Source organism: Novosphingobium sp. CCH12-A3 (assembly GCF_001556015.1).
GTDB lineage: Bacteria > Pseudomonadota > Alphaproteobacteria > Sphingomonadales > Sphingomonadaceae > Novosphingobium > Novosphingobium subterraneum.
In genome coordinates, this window is record NZ_LSIA01000150.1 from 1 (window position 1) to 13992 (window position 13992).

The following is a 13992-nucleotide window of genomic DNA, read 5'->3' on the forward strand; positions in this document are numbered from 1 at the left end:
GAACAATACTACGCTACGGCACCCCAAGCGACTCTCCCGCGGAGCGGGTTCGTGCACTGGTCGAACGCGACCGTAGGTGTTGAGCGGGTGAATGGCGGCTATCCCGATTTCGCGGACCATAAGCTGCCTTTCCGGTTCGTTCGCAACCTTTGACTTGATGAAGGGCGGGTAGAAGGTACGCCGACAAGCAGTAAGGATTCGAGCCTTTATTGGCCATCTTATCGCAACTGACAAAGCGGCTCTCTAGCCAGCGCTCGAGGCTGTTCGCTAGCTATTCTCAGGAAAAGCACACGGTCAGCTAGATGGGAGCGGTTTACTCCCTTCGCGTGATGCTTTTCCCAGGGGTAAATTGCAGCGACACGAGCCAGTATTCGGCAGCCAAGCAGGATTGATCGATGTCATCGTAAATCCTGCAAGCGATGCAACTGGCTAGACGATAGCGCACCTGAGGCCCGTTGTGCGGCACTACGCAGCGGAGCACTGGTCTCGGAACCGCCTCACTGCCTCCTGTAGGATGTTGGCGTCGATCTTCGCAAAACGAAGGGTAGACGAAATTGGCAAACAAGAAGTCCGCGCAGACCGCTAAGCGTCGTGCATACATCTACATGCGCTTGTCTGCCGACAAGGAGGGTGGTCAGCCGCAAAGCATTGACGCGCAGCGTCACGCGCTTCTGGAATACGCCAAGGCAAATGGCTTCGAGATCGTCGAAGAATTTGCTGACTCTGGCTATAGTGGGACGAACGACAAGCGTCCCCAGTTCAAGAAGATGATCAAGCTCGCGACTGACGAATCTCATCCTGTCGATGCTGTCCTGTTCTACATGTTCAACCGACTAGCCCGCGACATGCGCCTTTTCATTACCACCACTGGCGCTCTGGAAGATGCGGGTGTCCAACCCATTTCCATCACGGAAAATTTTGGAAACGGGCAGCACTCGAGGCTTGGCCGTAACATTGTCGCCGTGGTGGCCGAACAACAGTCTTACGACACCGCGATGATGACCCGCAAAAGTAGGCGCGAGAACGCCCGGCAGGGGTTCTACAATGGCGGACCGGTAGCCTTTGGCTATCGCTCCTACACGGCGCGCGTCGACGGTGAAAAGCAACGCAAGAAGCTGGAAATCATTCCGGAAGAGGCTGCTGTCGTGAAACAGATCTTCGACTGGGCTGAAGTGGGTCGCGGGGTTCGCTGGATTGCAAAAAACCTCAACCAATCCGGCGTTAAGTTTCGGGGTAAGAGGTTCAACAATGGCAATGTGTTCGGGATCTTGAAGCGGTCAATTTACACAGGCGTCTACCACGACATGACTGCTGACGACTATAACGTCAAACCGGACATTTCAGATGCAATCGCCGTTCCGGTCCCAGCAATTGTCACAGTCCAGCAGTTTGAAAGAGCGAGTGCAGCTAGCGCCGAGCGCAACCCCATGCGCTCGGCTCCACATGTCTCGGCTGGCACTACTCTGCTTACTGGCATTGTCAGATGCGGAATGCCTGGCTGCGGAGCAGGACTGACGATCAGGACCGGCAAGAGTGGGCAATATGCCTACTACGCATGCAACGATCGAGTGAACTGCGGGGGAAAATGCCCCTGCCCTTCAATCCGGAGAGAAAAGCTCGACGAGATCGTGATCTCGGCCCTCGAGAGTGAATTGCTTGCTCCAGAGCGGCTTCTGAATCTTCTTTCCGGCCTTCTGGATCAATCCGATCGCAAGCGTGAAAGCCTGCAGGCAAACCTGTCGTCTGCACGAGCGGAAAAGACCCGTCTTGATAAGGCCATGACAAATCTTCTCATGCTTGTGGAGAATGGGGTGATGACCCTTCGGGACCCGCAGCTGGCAGAACGCATCGCGACGAACCGGTCGGACCTCGCGCTTGTCGTTAGCCAGATAGACATTTTCGAAAGGCAACTCGCCCAAGGCAAGCGTCGTATTGACGAGGGCACTATCAAGCGCTTCGGCAAGTTGCTGTCGGCAAAACTGCGCGACAAGGACAACACCCTGCGGTCAGCTTACATCAAGATGTTTGTGGATGCGGTGACCATCTCGAGTGAAACAATCGTCATCTCAGGCCGAGTCTCAACCCTCGAAAGCGGGGTCTCGACTGGTCTACCGGTAAAACCGGGCATGGTGCCCAGCTTTGACCAGCAGTGGTGCCCCAAGCAGGACGAAAGCGATGAGTACGAATCGCCGCTTCTACTACGCTCGAGCCGCATTTTTCCGCATCGAGCCACCTATTGCCGCCGTTGAATACCTCAGATCGCTATGATTTAAATTCTGGTCGTATCCTCGGTGTAAGAGTTAGAAGCTGCTGCATGGGGAGTTGCTGTTCAACGCTCTCTCTTAATGGACGACTCCTGCCAACATTTCGGTCGATCCCTTGCCATTTTGCGCGCCCTGATATTGCCATCCGTTCAGGGGCTGTGTTGAGAACTGTTCTTGCTTCATTCGCTCACGCCGACGATGCACAGGACCCAGACCGCTCACTGCACTCACCGCCCAGATCTGATACCAGCAGAGTCAGTGCCTGGATTATCTACGTGGGCAGGTTCGTACCCGTAAGCTGTTCGACGACGGTGCGGGTAACATCGGCCGGCACGGCAAGACCGATGCCGACATTGCCGTCGCCGGGAGTGATGATGGCGCTATTCACCCCAATCACTTCACCGCGCATGTTGATGAGCGGCCCGCCGGAATTGCCGGGATTGATCGGCGCGTCGGTCTGCACATAGCGATAGCGGCCGTCAGAGGAGGTGCGGATCGCGCTGACGATGCCGGACGTCACGGTCTGACCGACCTGAAAGGGGTTGCCGATGGCCACGACATAGTCACCGACCTCGGTGCGTCGCGCCTCGGCAAGGGGAAGCTGGCGCAGGTCACGCGCCGGGACCCTGAGTACGGCAAGGTCGGTGCGCGGATCGCTGCCAATCAGCTCGGCCTCGACCCTGCGATTGCCGATGCCGACCGCGATGGCGCGGGCATTGGCGATCACATGATGGTTGGTGACCACTAGTCCGCGCGCCGCATCGACAACGAACCCTGACCCTGCCGACACACGCGGGGCCAGCGCCTCGTCAGGAACGCCCATGAACAGGCGGTAGTAGGGGTCGCGCATCAGAGGGTTCTGCAGGTGCGGCGAAGCCTGAAGAACAGCGATGTTGACGACCGCCGGAGACACCCGCCTCACAAGCGGCGCCAGCGTGAGTTGATCGACCGGAACGGGCTTATCCGATACGGGCGCGGCCGCAGCCTGCGCTTGCCGGTGCTCGAATAATGTCGTCACCGCGGCGCCACCGGCAAAGCTGCCGAGCCCGCACATCGCAAGGAGCGCGAGGGTGAAGCGACGTGAGCGCCCGGATGAAGCCGATCCCCGGTTCACGATTACACCTCCCATTGGAAACCAGCGCTATACGCGCCCGTCCAGGCCGTGGACAGAAAAGACGGGGCCGGCATGAAAGCCGGCCCCGTCGATCGTCAGTAATCCATCGCCGGCATCGGCGTGGCCTTTTCCTCCTTCGGCAACTCGGCGACGAGCGCTTCGGTGGTGATGAGGAGCGAGGCGACCGATGCCGCATCCTGCAGTGCGGTGCGCACGACCTTGGCCGGATCGATCACGCCGGCCTGGACGAGATCCTGATACTCGCCGGTCGCGGCGTTGAAGCCCCAGTTATAGTCGTCGCTTTCGAGCAGCTTGCCGACGATCCAGGCGCCGTCCTCGCCGGCGTTGTCGGCAATCTGTCGCGCCGGCGCGCGCAAGGCGCGACGGACGATGTCGATGCCCGACTGTTGATCGTCATTGGCGGCCTTGAGCCCATCGAGGGCTTTCAGCGCGCGTAGCAGCGCGACGCCGCCACCCGGCAGAATGCCTTCCTCAACCGCGGCGCGGGTCGCGTGAAGCGCGTCATCGACACGGTCCTTCTTTTCCTTGACCTCTACCTCGGTGGCACCGCCAACCCGGACAACGGCCACGCCTCCGGCCAACTTGGCGAGACGCTCCTGCAGCTTCTCACGGTCGTAATCCGACGTGGTGGCTTCGATCTGCTGGCGGATCTGGGCGACGCGGCCATCGATATCTGCCTTCTGGCCCACCCCATCGATGATCGTGGTATTGTCCTTGTCGATCGACACCTTCTTGGCTCGGCCCAGCATGTTGATCGTAACATTCTCCAGCTTGGTGCCCAGCTCTTCGCTGACGACATTGCCGCCAGTGAGGATCGCGATATCCTCGAGCATTGCCTTGCGGCGGTCACCGAAGCCTGGGGCCTTCACCGCTGCGATCTTGAGGCCGCCCCGCAGCTTGTTCACCACGAGCGTGGCGAGAGCCTCGCCTTCCACATCTTCCGCGATGATGAGGAGTGGCTTACCGGACTGCACGACCTGCTCAAGCAGCGGCACCAGTGCCTGAAGGTTGGAAAGCTTCTTCTCGTGGATGAGGATGTAGGGATCGTCCAGTTCGACCTTCAGCTTCTCCGCATTGGTGATGAAGTAGGGCGAAAGATAGCCGCGATCGAACTGCATGCCCTCAACGGTTTCCAGTTCGGTCTCCAGGCTCTTGGCTTCCTCGACGGTGATGACACCTTCGTTGCCTACCTTTTCCATCGCTTCGGCGAGGATGCGTCCGACCTCTGTATCGCCATTGGCGGAGATAGTCGCAACCTGCGCGATTTCGCTGTTGGCGCTGACTTTCTTCGCGTGTGCTTCGAGATCCTTCACCACCGCGCCTACCGCGAGGTCGACACCGCGCTTGATGTCCATCGGGTTCATGCCCGCGGCGACGGCCTTGGCGCCCTCGCGCACGATCGCCTGGGCCAGAACGGTGGCGGTGGTGGTCCCGTCACCAGCCTTGTCGTTCTGCTTGCTGGCCACTTCGCGCAGCATCTGCGCGCCCATGTTCTCGAACTTGTCGGCCAGTTCGATTTCCTTGGCGACCGTTACGCCGTCCTTGGTGATGCGCGGCGCGCCGAAACTCTTGTCGATCACGACGTTGCGGCCCTTTGGGCCCAGCGTCACCTTCACTGCGTTGGCGAGCGTATCCACGCCGCGCAGCATCCGATCACGCGCATCCGACGCAAACTTCACTTCCTTGGCAGCCATCTGCCTTGCTCCTTTCTATCAATGTCCTTTCTGAATGTTCGAGATGAGGGCGGCCGATCAGGCCGCCTGCTTGAGCGGCACGACAGTGTCGATCACGCCTAGGATGTCGCTCTCCTTCATGATGAGCAGATCCTCGCCGTCAATCTTGACCTCGGTGCCGGACCATTTGCCGAACAGGATACGGTCTCCGGCCTTGACCGAGAGTTCGACAAGCCGACCGCTATCGTCGCGGCCTCCGGCGCCGACGGCGACGACTTCACCCTCCTGCGGCTTTTCCTTCGCGGTGTCGGGGATGATGATGCCGCCCGAGGTCTTTTCCTCGGCTTCGATGCGGCGGACGACCACACGGTCGTGCAAGGGGCGGAAATGCATGCAAAACCTCCAGATGCAAAACATGATGTGATGGCCCTGGCCGTTCACATGAACGACAGGTTTCACGAAGCTAGGACGTGATATTTTTCCATTCAAGGGCCGGAATGAAGTTTTTTGGCACTCTCATGCATAAAGTGCCAATTCGTTTGTTTTGGGTCGCTTAGGAGCCAATCTGTTCTTGACGCGACTCATCTTCGTACCAAAATTGCCAAGCGCGGCGCCTCGCCGCACTCGTGAAAGGAGCGACATCAGGAAAGGAGGCAACAGCCATGTCGCAGCCATTTTCCCGTTTTCTGCATCCCTTCGAGGTTGCGCACCATCCAAGCCTGGAACCGGAAGTGAAGCGCGCCATTCTCGCTTCGTGGGCATCCGACCGTTCAGCGGTGAGGGATCAGCCAGCGATGCGAAAGCCACCAGGTGCCCGGCAGGCAGTGCCTGTTGACGATATTTTCGAGGCCATGCGCACGCTGGACGAACGACCGGATCACCGCAGATCGCTACAATGAGCGACCGCGCGTTCTTGAGGCAGTTGGAGGGTTACGGCTTGACGACGGCGGAAATCCATTATTACCGGCCCGACGCGCCCTCGCTGCTGCAACTGTTCATCTGGCAGGAATATGACCTAGCGCCGGATTTTCCAGTGCTGTTCGATTTCATCGACCATTGGAACCGTGAGATCGAGGCGGCGCTGCATTCCATCCGCATCGCACACGATCATCTGGTCCGCCCGGCGGAATGGCGCGCGGCGCGAGGCGAGTTCCGGCTCGATTGAACGACCGCATGCGAAAAGGCCCGCCACCCGGTTCGCACGGGTGGCAGGCCTTTCTTTGGCGTCCGCTTCAGGCGGCGGCTTCGCTCTTGCCAGCCTCGCGCTTGCGCAGACGCAGCCCGAGCGCGATCAACACACCCCCGGCGAACAGCGCCCAGACGGCAATCATCGTCCCCACGGAGAGGATGGTCGCGACCGGGTGCAGCCAGAGGAACGCCCAGACACCCAAGCCAAGCAGGATCGACAGCGCACCGGAGAGACCCAGCAGCCATTCGCCCTCGATTTCCTTGCGCAGCCGGATCGCGGCCGCGATCTCGAAGGCGCCCGTCAGCAACGCCCAGGCGATCACCATACCGAGCGTCACGAGCGCATAGCTGACCACGGCGAGGCCAGGCAGGATCACGAAGATCACCGCGCAGGCGATCCCGACCACGCCCCGCAGCAGCGCGCTCCACCAGCGCTTTTCCTTGCGCGAAGCGCGGCGGACACCGGCAATCAAAGACAGAATGCCGTCCGCGCCGGCATAGGCCGCGAACAACAGAGTGAAGGCGAACAATGCGTTCGCCGGGAACAGGAACGCCGTGACGCCGAGTGCAAGCGCAAGGACGCCGCGCAAGATGAATCAGGCGGGATGACGGGTGGTCAGCACCGGCTCAGACGGGTTGTCCCGCTCCGGTTCCGGGAGCGGGAGAGTAACGGATGATGCAGTCATCTTCTTCTCCCTTCACCATTGGTATGCCGTTGGTTGTGATCCCCGGGCCAAGCCCGCACCATATAGGGCAATCCCTGGCGCATGCAGTATCCAACCGCCGCCTCCGCGTTGGGAAAGCGCAGTCCAACATGGACGAGAGGATCGCTGCCACCTGTCCACCCGGTCAGCGGGTCGGCGAACGCCGGCGCCCTCGGCTCGAACCGCAGCCGCCACTGGTCGCGCTGCTTGCGCGGCACGCGATCGCCGAGCAATCGGATCGGCTCGATGATCGCGTACGCGTCCGGTGGGAAAGTGCTTCCCCATGCCGGATGAGCAGCGCGATTGTCATTCGCCGTCGGCTGCCGCGGTACGTGACCGTCACGGTCCGGCCCGGGGCTCACGCCCCGGGCCGAGGGATCAGGCTGCTTTCGCGTTGACCGGAATGCGCCGGACATTTTCATTGGCCTCCGCAGGCCGGGGCAGCGTGACGGTGAGCACGCCGTTCCGGAAGCTTGCCTGCGCCTTGTCGCGCTCGATCCCGCGCGGCAGGCCGATGCGTCGCTCGAAACGGCCGTAGCTGCGCTCCGAATAGCCGCGCTTCTTGTCCTCGACCTCGGCTCGCTTCTCGCCGCGCAGCATGAGGACGCCGTCCTCGACCAGGATATCGATGTCCCTCTCGTCGAGGCCGGGCAATTCCGCGGTGATGCGGATTTCGGTGTCGTTCTCGTCCAGTTCCACCTGCGGCCAGCTCGCCGTGCGGCCCAAGCCGGCGAAAGCGGGCACGCCAAAGCCACGAAAAACGTCGTCGAACAGCCTGTTCACCTCACGATGGAGCGAGAGCAGGGGATGGGACTCCAACGCCGCTTCCCGCTCGGGTTCGACCGTCGCGGGCAGCCGGTTCTCCTGCCGGCTCCAGGGAATCAGATCACGCAATGCCATGATATTCATCTCCTTTTCTGGCTGGAATTGGCATGACCCGCCGGCCCGCCCGAAGGCAGCGCCGGCAAGTCACTTTTGTCTATGGATCAGGCCGCTTCGAGCGCCTTTTCCGTCGGCGCCTCGATCCGGTCATTGACAGGCGCACTGCCGCCGATCGCGATGCGACGCGGCTTCATCGCTTCAGGCACGACCCGCTTCAGCGCGATGCCGAGCAAGCCGTTGTCGAAGCTGGCCTCGCCCACCTCGATATGGTCGGCAAGCTGGAAGCGCCGCTCGAACGCGCGCGTCGCGATGCCACGGTGCAGGTATTCGCCCTTGCCCTCGTCATTGGCGCGCTTGCCGGTGACGGTGAGCTGGTTCTGCTGCGCCACCACCTCGATTTCGTCGGGGCGGAAGCCAGCCACCGCAAGCGTGATGCGATAGCTGTCCTCTCCCTCCTTCACGATGTCGAAGGGCGGATAGCCATCGGCTGCGTCGCCGCGCATGCCGGTCTCGAGCAAATCGAACAGACGATCGAAGCCGACCGTGGAACGCCGATAGGGCGTGAAGTCAAAGTTGGTTCTCATTTCCAAATCCTCCTAAAAGCGATCTGGGCATGAGCTGCGCCGGTAAAGGAGAGCCGACGCCCTCTATGTCCCACCGGACCCGAACGCGGCGCCCGGCAAGGATGAGTTAGAAGCTGATTTTCCGGTTTCAAGACCTTCGGAAGCAATCGACGCGGCTCATCCGATCACGGCGCCGCAATGCACTCTCAGATCGTCGGAACCGTTCCACCATCGACCCTGACCTCCGCACCGTGAATAGCGGAAGCGCGGTCGGACGCGAGGAAGGCAATCAGTTCCGCCACCTCCTCCGGCCGCGCCGGTCGGCCGATAGGGATGCCGCCCAGCGCGTCGAGAATACTCTGGCGCGCCTCGTCCTCGCTTCCGCCGGCACTGGCGGCGATCCGCTTCACCATCGCCTCGGCTGCATCGGTGTAGATCCCTCCTGGCGACACCACGTTGACGCGAATGCCCTTGGGTCCCAGTTCTTTGGAGAGAGCCTTGCTGTATGTGACCAGGGCCGCCTTCGCCGCGGCATAGGCTGTCGTGGAGTCATGCAACGGCAGGGTGCGCTGGATCGAAGCGGTGTGAACCACCGCGCCGCTGCCGCGTCGAACCATGGCGGGGAGCAACGCCTTATCGAGCCTTACCGCGCTCATCAGGTTGAGATTCAGTTCATGCGCCCAATGCTCCTCACCGAGCGCCGCGAAGCCGCCGCCCGGCCACGCCGAGCCACCGAGCAGATGAACGATGATGTCGACGTCGCGGAGGCGCTCCAACGCGGCCGCGGCGAATGCAGCCACGCCCGCTTTCGTGCCGAGATCGGCTGCCAGAAAGCTCTCGGGCGGCACATCCACTGGCCGCTCGGACCGGGCGGCCGTGAAGACACGCGCGCCGCCCGACAGAAACCGCCGCAAGGTGGCAAGGCCAGTCCCCTTGGTTCCGCCGGTGATAACCACCGCTTTTCCGGCAAACTCCGCTGGATCGATCGCCGTCATCAGCCGATCTCCAGTTCTGCGATACGGCTATCCCGAAGAAGGAAAGCGAAGTTGAGCGTGACCGGGCTGCCTTTGAAGTCCCCGGCTACCCTGGCGGAAACCTCATGTCGGTCCCCATCGGATTCAATCGACAAAGGCGTGCTTATCGCCTTGCTTCCGACGGTGGCGTCCCCGATCCACGCCCGGATCGCCGCCGTGCCCCGAAGCTCCTTCTTTTCGTCACGGACGATGGCGTCATTCGCAAAGGGTGCGAGCATAGCCTCCACGTCAAAGTCCGGATTGCCGTTGAAATAGGCCTGAATGGGAGCGGGAAGTGCAAGCGCCATCATCTGCCTCCTGCGCTATCGGGTTGATCAGAAGAAAGTTGGCGATAAGCTCCGAAATCGGCAAGAACGAACCAAAAAGTAAGGTACAGACCTTTGGGTAAGAGACCGGATTATGCGGCGGATTCCGCTGCAGGCAGCGTGCAGAATCTGTTGCGCATTCTCGAAGGCCGCTGGAAACTGGTCATCCTGTTCCAGCTGTTCGGAGGCAAAATCCTGCGCTTTTCCGAACTGGAGCGGGCTATTCCCGGGATTTCGCAGAAGATGCTGATCCAGCAGTTGCGGCAACTGGAGAAGGACGGTGTCGTCGAGCGCATTGTCCATCACGAGGTGCCGCCGCGCGTCGAGTACCGACTGACCGCTTGGGGGCAGGCGCTATGTCCCGCTCTCGACGCTCTGCTTGTCTGGGCCGAAGCGGCGCCCGATTATATCCGCAGCAAACTGATCGTGGCGGATGCTGATGACAGCACAAGATAGCCTCGCCTTTTCTGCCATCCGGGCTCGCAATCATCAACCCGATGGTGGCGATTATGGCACGCCAGGACGTGAAAGGCGTTAGACGGCCATGATGAAGAGCCTCATCGTCGCCCATCGTGACCGCGCCCGTCTTCAGGAGATCCTCGGTATTGCCTCACGCTTCGGGCTGGGCGTGCTGCTCAAGAGGCTGGGCCTGGAGCGGGTGGGAAGCGTGGAAGGAGAAGCAGGGGAAGACCTGCCGCGGCGCGCGCGACTGGCGATCGAGTCATTGGGCCCGACGTTCGTGAAGCTCGGCCAGATTCTGGCTACGCGCGGCGACCTGCTGCCGCGGGAATGGATTGCCGAGCTGGAACAGCTTCACAGCCGTGCGCCGACCCTTTCGTTTGAGGAGTTGCGCGCTGCGGTCGAGGAAGTGCTTGGGGAGCCGCCTGAAACGGCGTTCGCCAGTTTCGACCCCGAACCGCTTGCCGCCGCGTCCATGGCGCAGGTGCATCGCGCAACCTTGCACGACGGCCGCGAAGTGGTGCTGAAAATCCGCCGGCCGGGTATCCGCCCCCGCATGGAGGCGGATTTGCGGCTGATCGCACAGCTCGCGGCTGTCGCGGAGGCCGCGAGCGCCGAAGCGCGCCGGTTTGCGCCTGCCGCCATGATGCGTCAGTTGGCGGAAGCAGTCCTCGAGGAGTTGGACTTCACCAACGAAGGCCGCAACGCCGACCGGCTGCGAGCCGATTTCGCACACGAGCCGCGAGTGCTCGTGCCGGACATCCATTGGAGCTGGTCCTCCGAGATGCTGCTGGTGATGGACTATGTCGACGGCACGCCGCCACGCGGCGGCGATATTCTGCGGGCGGCCGACATCGACCCGGCCGCGATCGCTGCGCTTGGCGCAGACACCATACTCGACATGGTCCTCATCAACGGCCGTTTCCACGGCGATCCTCATCCGGGCAATCTTCTGTGCCTGCCCGACAACCGCATCGCCCTTCTCGATCTCGGCATGATCGGTCATGTCTCCCCGCGTCGGCGGGAGGAATTCATCGCATTCGTCCAGTCCCTCAACGGCGGGGACCCCGCGCAGCTCGCCGACGTACTGGCCGGCTGGTCGGCAGGAAGCGGAGTTCCGCCCGAGCGCGTGCAGGTGGCGGCCGAACGGTTGGTCGCCCGCCACGGCGGCGGCCGCCTCGTGTTGAGCGCGATGGTCGCCGACTTCCTTCCGTTGATGCGCGAGGAAGGGATGACGATGCCCCCCGATCTGCTGCTGATCTTCAAGGCGCTGGTGACGATCGACGGAGTCCTTTCGGCGATCCAGCCCGGTTTCGACCTTTCGGAAGCGATGCAGCGCTCGTCGCTGCGGATCGCCAGAGCCCGCCTGTCTCCGGAGCATTGGGGGCCGATCCTTCAGGCATTCGTGTGGGAACTCGCGAAGATCGGCGACGATGCGCCACACCTCGTGCGCGCCGCGATCCGCCGCCTCGAGACGGGCCCTACGACTGGCCCTCCACCGGATCAGCTTGCCGCATTGTCCATGGCGGGACGCTGGATCGCCGGCGCCATAGTGGCTGGTGCAACAATCGTAGCGGCGGCCTTGCTGTTGAGATAGATTCGCCGCGCCTTGCCTTCTCCCTGTTCCGGGACCTGCCTGACCCCGAAACCCAGTCGACCTTGCAGGCGAAATATTCATGCGTTTCATTGACTTCAGCTCCTGGCAGAGCACTCTGCTGACCTTGATCGGCTTGCGGTCTTCGGTGATCAGCATGGGAATCCGCATGATCATGATGTTCACGATCCAACAGCGGCGGGAGATCGCAGCACGCTTCCCTGGTTCAACGCGGCTGCATTCGCTCGCCGAGCGCTTGAGATTTCTATTAATAACTTCCAGGTAGCCTGCGGGCTTAGATTATTCGACCGCTGCGTTGTCGACGCAGCCGTTGCGATCAGAGCCGCCAGCGGCGATTGCCCGACTTCCGCGATAGATCGCTTGCGCTACGATAAGCTTTTCCTCGCAGCCCACGGCCTAAGATTTATATATGCGATGACGACCGTCGCCACTGCCTGGAGACGGCGGACAGGTCGAAAGGCAGCGCTTGGAAAACGACCGAGCGCTTGCAGGAGTACCGGTCAGCCCTCCTCGGGCAGTTCATGCGCGACGAAATCACGCGGCAGAGATGCGCGCGCATAACGAGCGGATAAACGAATTGGCGAAGCCGATCACGGATATCGTCACGCATGTCGACAACGGCACCGCCTTTCCGCTGGCCGACGGCGAGATGGATTTCCACAACAGCTTCCAGCTTCGATCGTCTGTGCGGCACATTATCTGTCCGCTGCAGGTCTTCGCACTCGCGAAACGCTTCATGGCCGACAACCCCGGCCACAAAGGCAGACGGATTAAGTTCAACTGACGGTCAGCTTCCGATAAACCCGGAATCATGTCGCAACCGCAAAGCACCTTCTCCAAGACAGATCGGCCGGCACGGTTGGCTGTCCTGGCTACTTTGGCCCCACCAGTGCCGCAAACAAACGGTCTATGGTTAGCTGAAGGTCCTGAACGGCCAGGTTCTCGGCGTATTTTGGCAGTCCGAGCGGCAAGCTCATACTCTCATGCATCGCAGAGGCTTCCGCATCGGTCAGAAGGCCTCGCTTCCTCAGAATGCTCGCCAGGCTGAGTATGCCATTAATCGCGGACACATCCGAAGCTTCGTGCGCTTCGACGAGATCCTTCTCGGTGAGGTCGGGATTATCTGTCATCGCGTAGCATTGCGCTCCCGACATCGATCCGACAAGCCCGATTAATTTCTGAGGGCCCACCCTCAGTCTGCGCGGGAAGGAAACACCGCTCGATCTCCGTGCTGATCCGAGCCGGGGTTCTCGTCGATGCCTCGATACAGCACCAGCGCGACTGGACCTCGGCGATGACGTCTCTGTCTCGCTGGAACAGGGTCTCGAAGAAAGCGCTTTCTCGCCGAACCCTGCCCAGCCTGACATGTGCGGTTACCTGATCGTGCAGGAATGCCGGTTTGCGGTAAGAAATCTCGTGCTCCAGGGCGATCCAAAGATAGGCCTCGACCGCATCGGATGGCGCAACGCGTCACCAGTGCGCAATGACGGTCTCCTGCACCCAGCGCTGTTGACGTGTCCCATGAAATCGATGTCGTCGTCTCTTATGCAAACGTCCACAGTGTGAAGATGCGGCGGAGTCATGGCTGGTGAAATAGCAGGATCATGATGACATTGAAGTGTTGGCTGTGCACGAAAATCGCCGCACTTTCGAGGGACCGCTAAGGTGGTCATTCCACCTTCGCAATTGACTTTCCTACGCGTATCGTCCATATGCATCAACGCTAACGTCGCCTGCGACGGAATTTGATACCGCATTAGCGGCTCTCTCCTTCCATTCCACGCTTCCAGCTCCTCCTGCGCTTTTGCGGGCGGGAAAACTGTTTTCGTGAAAGGAAACAATCATGACTATCGGCACTGTCAAGTTCTTCAACGCCGACAAGGGCTATGGCTTCATCGCGCCCGACGGCGGCGGCAATGACGCTTTTGTTCATATCAGTGCGGTTGAACGTGCCGGCATGGGCACCCTTCAGAAGGATCAGCGCCTGAGCTATGACATCGAGAATGATCGCAGCGGCAAGCAGTCTGCTGTGAATCTCGAAGCAGCCTGAGGCTGAGCGGCCGGGGACCAGACGTCTCCGGCGGCAATACCGAACAGTTTTTCCGGACGGTGCGCCACGCGCCCGTTCGGTGAACTGCTCCCACCGCAGATATTGCGGGACGTTCTGAGG

Annotated in this window: 19 protein-coding genes; 8 read left to right on the top strand and 11 right to left on the bottom strand. The window is 61.1% G+C overall.

Features of this window, described 5'->3' with window-relative positions; all coding sequences use genetic code 11:
• The first annotated feature begins 554 nt into the window (after positions 1-554).
• Entirely contained in the window at positions 555-2249 is a 1695-nt protein-coding gene (locus tag AX703_RS11620; protein ID WP_062344236.1) for a recombinase family protein, read from the top strand.
• Between the two features lie 286 nt (positions 2250-2535).
• Here AX703_RS11620 and AX703_RS11625 read toward each other — a convergent pair whose 3' ends face one another.
• The 3 genes from AX703_RS11625 to groES form a co-directional block, all read right to left on the bottom strand.
• Positions 2536-3378 carry a trypsin-like peptidase domain-containing protein gene (locus AX703_RS11625; RefSeq protein WP_062344284.1) on the bottom strand — a complete coding sequence of 281 codons (843 nt, stop codon included), beginning with the start codon at positions 3376-3378 and terminating at the stop codon, positions 2536-2538.
• A 95-nt stretch (positions 3379-3473) separates the two neighbouring features.
• On the bottom strand, positions 3474-5093 hold the full coding sequence (gene groL / locus AX703_RS11630; RefSeq protein ID WP_062344238.1) for a chaperonin GroEL: 1620 nt from the start codon (positions 5091-5093) through the stop codon (positions 3474-3476).
• Positions 5094-5150: 57 nt separating this feature from the next.
• Complete coding sequence (gene groES, locus AX703_RS11635; RefSeq protein WP_062344240.1) at positions 5151-5465, bottom strand: co-chaperone GroES; 315 nt, start codon at positions 5463-5465, stop codon at positions 5151-5153.
• A gap of 269 nt (positions 5466-5734) precedes the next feature.
• On the opposite strand from groES, the gene AX703_RS26605 reads away from it, so the two are divergent.
• Together AX703_RS26605 and AX703_RS11640 are read left to right on the top strand one after the other, a co-directional pair.
• The gene (locus tag AX703_RS26605) at positions 5735-5971 is read left to right on the top strand and encodes a hypothetical protein (protein ID WP_082734551.1); all 237 of its coding nucleotides are present in this window, start codon (positions 5735-5737) and stop codon (positions 5969-5971) included.
• The gene (locus tag AX703_RS11640; protein WP_062344242.1) at positions 5968-6237 is read left to right on the top strand and encodes an usg protein; all 270 of its coding nucleotides are present in this window, start codon (positions 5968-5970) and stop codon (positions 6235-6237) included. Before AX703_RS26605 ends, AX703_RS11640 begins: the two co-directional genes overlap by 4 nt.
• A gap of 67 nt (positions 6238-6304) precedes the next feature.
• Here the strand turns inward: AX703_RS11640 and AX703_RS11645 are convergent, their stop codons facing one another.
• The 6 genes from AX703_RS11645 to AX703_RS11665 form a co-directional block, all read right to left on the bottom strand.
• Entirely contained in the window at positions 6305-6850 is a 546-nt protein-coding gene (locus tag AX703_RS11645) for an HdeD family acid-resistance protein (RefSeq protein ID WP_231735509.1), read from the bottom strand.
• A gap of 92 nt (positions 6851-6942) precedes the next feature.
• Positions 6943-7386, bottom strand: coding sequence for an NADH dehydrogenase ubiquinone Fe-S protein 4 (locus AX703_RS28890; protein WP_082734552.1), 444 nt, complete (start codon positions 7384-7386; stop codon positions 6943-6945).
• Entirely contained in the window at positions 7343-7864 is a 522-nt protein-coding gene (locus AX703_RS11650) for an Hsp20/alpha crystallin family protein (RefSeq protein WP_062344286.1), read from the bottom strand. The genes AX703_RS28890 and AX703_RS11650 overlap by 44 nt, the downstream gene beginning before the upstream one ends.
• Before the next feature lie 86 nt (positions 7865-7950).
• On the bottom strand, positions 7951-8430 hold the full coding sequence (locus tag AX703_RS11655; protein WP_062344246.1) for an Hsp20 family protein: 480 nt from the start codon (positions 8428-8430) through the stop codon (positions 7951-7953).
• Positions 8431-8615: 185 nt separating this feature from the next.
• Positions 8616-9404, bottom strand: a complete 789-nt coding sequence (locus AX703_RS11660) for an SDR family oxidoreductase (protein WP_062344248.1) — start codon at positions 9402-9404, stop codon at positions 8616-8618.
• On the bottom strand, positions 9404-9730 hold the full coding sequence (locus AX703_RS11665) for a nuclear transport factor 2 family protein (protein WP_156452027.1): 327 nt from the start codon (positions 9728-9730) through the stop codon (positions 9404-9406). Before AX703_RS11665 ends, AX703_RS11660 begins: the two co-directional genes overlap by 1 nt.
• A gap of 93 nt (positions 9731-9823) precedes the next feature.
• On the opposite strand from AX703_RS11665, the gene AX703_RS11670 reads away from it, so the two are divergent.
• The 4 genes from AX703_RS11670 to AX703_RS11685 all read left to right on the top strand — a co-directional run bounded on the left by AX703_RS11670 (position 9824) and on the right by AX703_RS11685 (position 12606).
• On the top strand, positions 9824-10204 hold the full coding sequence (locus tag AX703_RS11670; protein ID WP_062344252.1) for a helix-turn-helix domain-containing protein: 381 nt from the start codon (positions 9824-9826) through the stop codon (positions 10202-10204).
• An 88-nt stretch (positions 10205-10292) separates the two neighbouring features.
• A complete protein-coding gene (locus tag AX703_RS11675; protein WP_062344254.1) occupies positions 10293-11804 on the top strand; it encodes an AarF/ABC1/UbiB kinase family protein in 1512 nt (503 codons plus the stop codon).
• 102 nt (positions 11805-11906) lie between these two features.
• Entirely contained in the window at positions 11907-12383 is a 477-nt protein-coding gene (locus tag AX703_RS28895; RefSeq protein ID WP_156452031.1) for an AAA family ATPase, read from the top strand.
• A 16-nt stretch (positions 12384-12399) separates the two neighbouring features.
• A complete protein-coding gene (locus AX703_RS11685) occupies positions 12400-12606 on the top strand; it encodes a hypothetical protein (protein ID WP_156452028.1) in 207 nt (68 codons plus the stop codon).
• An 88-nt stretch (positions 12607-12694) separates the two neighbouring features.
• Here the strand turns inward: AX703_RS11685 and AX703_RS11690 are convergent, their stop codons facing one another.
• Positions 12695-12952 carry a hypothetical protein gene (locus tag AX703_RS11690; protein ID WP_062344260.1) on the bottom strand — a complete coding sequence of 86 codons (258 nt, stop codon included), beginning with the start codon at positions 12950-12952 and terminating at the stop codon, positions 12695-12697.
• Positions 12942-13253: an acyl-CoA thioesterase gene (locus AX703_RS26615; protein ID WP_369821014.1), complete on the bottom strand. Its 312-nt coding sequence runs from the start codon at positions 13251-13253 to the stop codon at positions 12942-12944. Before AX703_RS26615 ends, AX703_RS11690 begins: the two co-directional genes overlap by 11 nt.
• Before the next feature lie 412 nt (positions 13254-13665).
• Between AX703_RS26615 and AX703_RS11695 the strand changes: the two genes are divergently transcribed.
• Complete coding sequence (locus tag AX703_RS11695; protein WP_062344261.1) at positions 13666-13872, top strand: cold-shock protein; 207 nt, start codon at positions 13666-13668, stop codon at positions 13870-13872.
• Positions 13873-13992: the final 120 nt, after the last annotated feature.

Excerpts from the sequence above, each read along its gene's own strand:
- AX703_RS11695 (WP_062344261.1), top strand. The coding sequence starts at position 13,666 with ATGACTATCGGCACTGTCAAGTTCTTCAACGCCGACAAGGGCTATGGC.
- AX703_RS11690 (WP_062344260.1), bottom strand. The coding sequence starts at position 12,952 with ATGACAGATAATCCCGACCTCACCGAGAAGGATCTCGTCGAAGCGCAC.
- AX703_RS11660 (WP_062344248.1), bottom strand. The coding sequence starts at position 9,404 with ATGACGGCGATCGATCCAGCGGAGTTTGCCGGAAAAGCGGTGGTTATC.
- groL (WP_062344238.1), bottom strand. The coding sequence starts at position 5,093 with ATGGCTGCCAAGGAAGTGAAGTTTGCGTCGGATGCGCGTGATCGGATG.
- AX703_RS11650 (WP_062344286.1), bottom strand. The coding sequence starts at position 7,864 with ATGGCATTGCGTGATCTGATTCCCTGGAGCCGGCAGGAGAACCGGCTG.
- groES (WP_062344240.1), bottom strand. The coding sequence starts at position 5,465 with ATGCATTTCCGCCCCTTGCACGACCGTGTGGTCGTCCGCCGCATCGAA.
- AX703_RS11655 (WP_062344246.1), bottom strand. The coding sequence starts at position 8,430 with ATGAGAACCAACTTTGACTTCACGCCCTATCGGCGTTCCACGGTCGGC.
- AX703_RS11665 (WP_156452027.1), bottom strand. The coding sequence starts at position 9,730 with ATGGCGCTTGCACTTCCCGCTCCCATTCAGGCCTATTTCAACGGCAAT.
- AX703_RS28890 (WP_082734552.1), bottom strand. The coding sequence starts at position 7,386 with ATGAAAATGTCCGGCGCATTCCGGTCAACGCGAAAGCAGCCTGATCCC.
- AX703_RS11640 (WP_062344242.1), top strand. The coding sequence starts at position 5,968 with ATGAGCGACCGCGCGTTCTTGAGGCAGTTGGAGGGTTACGGCTTGACG.
- AX703_RS11675 (WP_062344254.1), top strand. The coding sequence starts at position 10,293 with ATGATGAAGAGCCTCATCGTCGCCCATCGTGACCGCGCCCGTCTTCAG.
- AX703_RS26605 (WP_082734551.1), top strand. The coding sequence starts at position 5,735 with ATGTCGCAGCCATTTTCCCGTTTTCTGCATCCCTTCGAGGTTGCGCAC.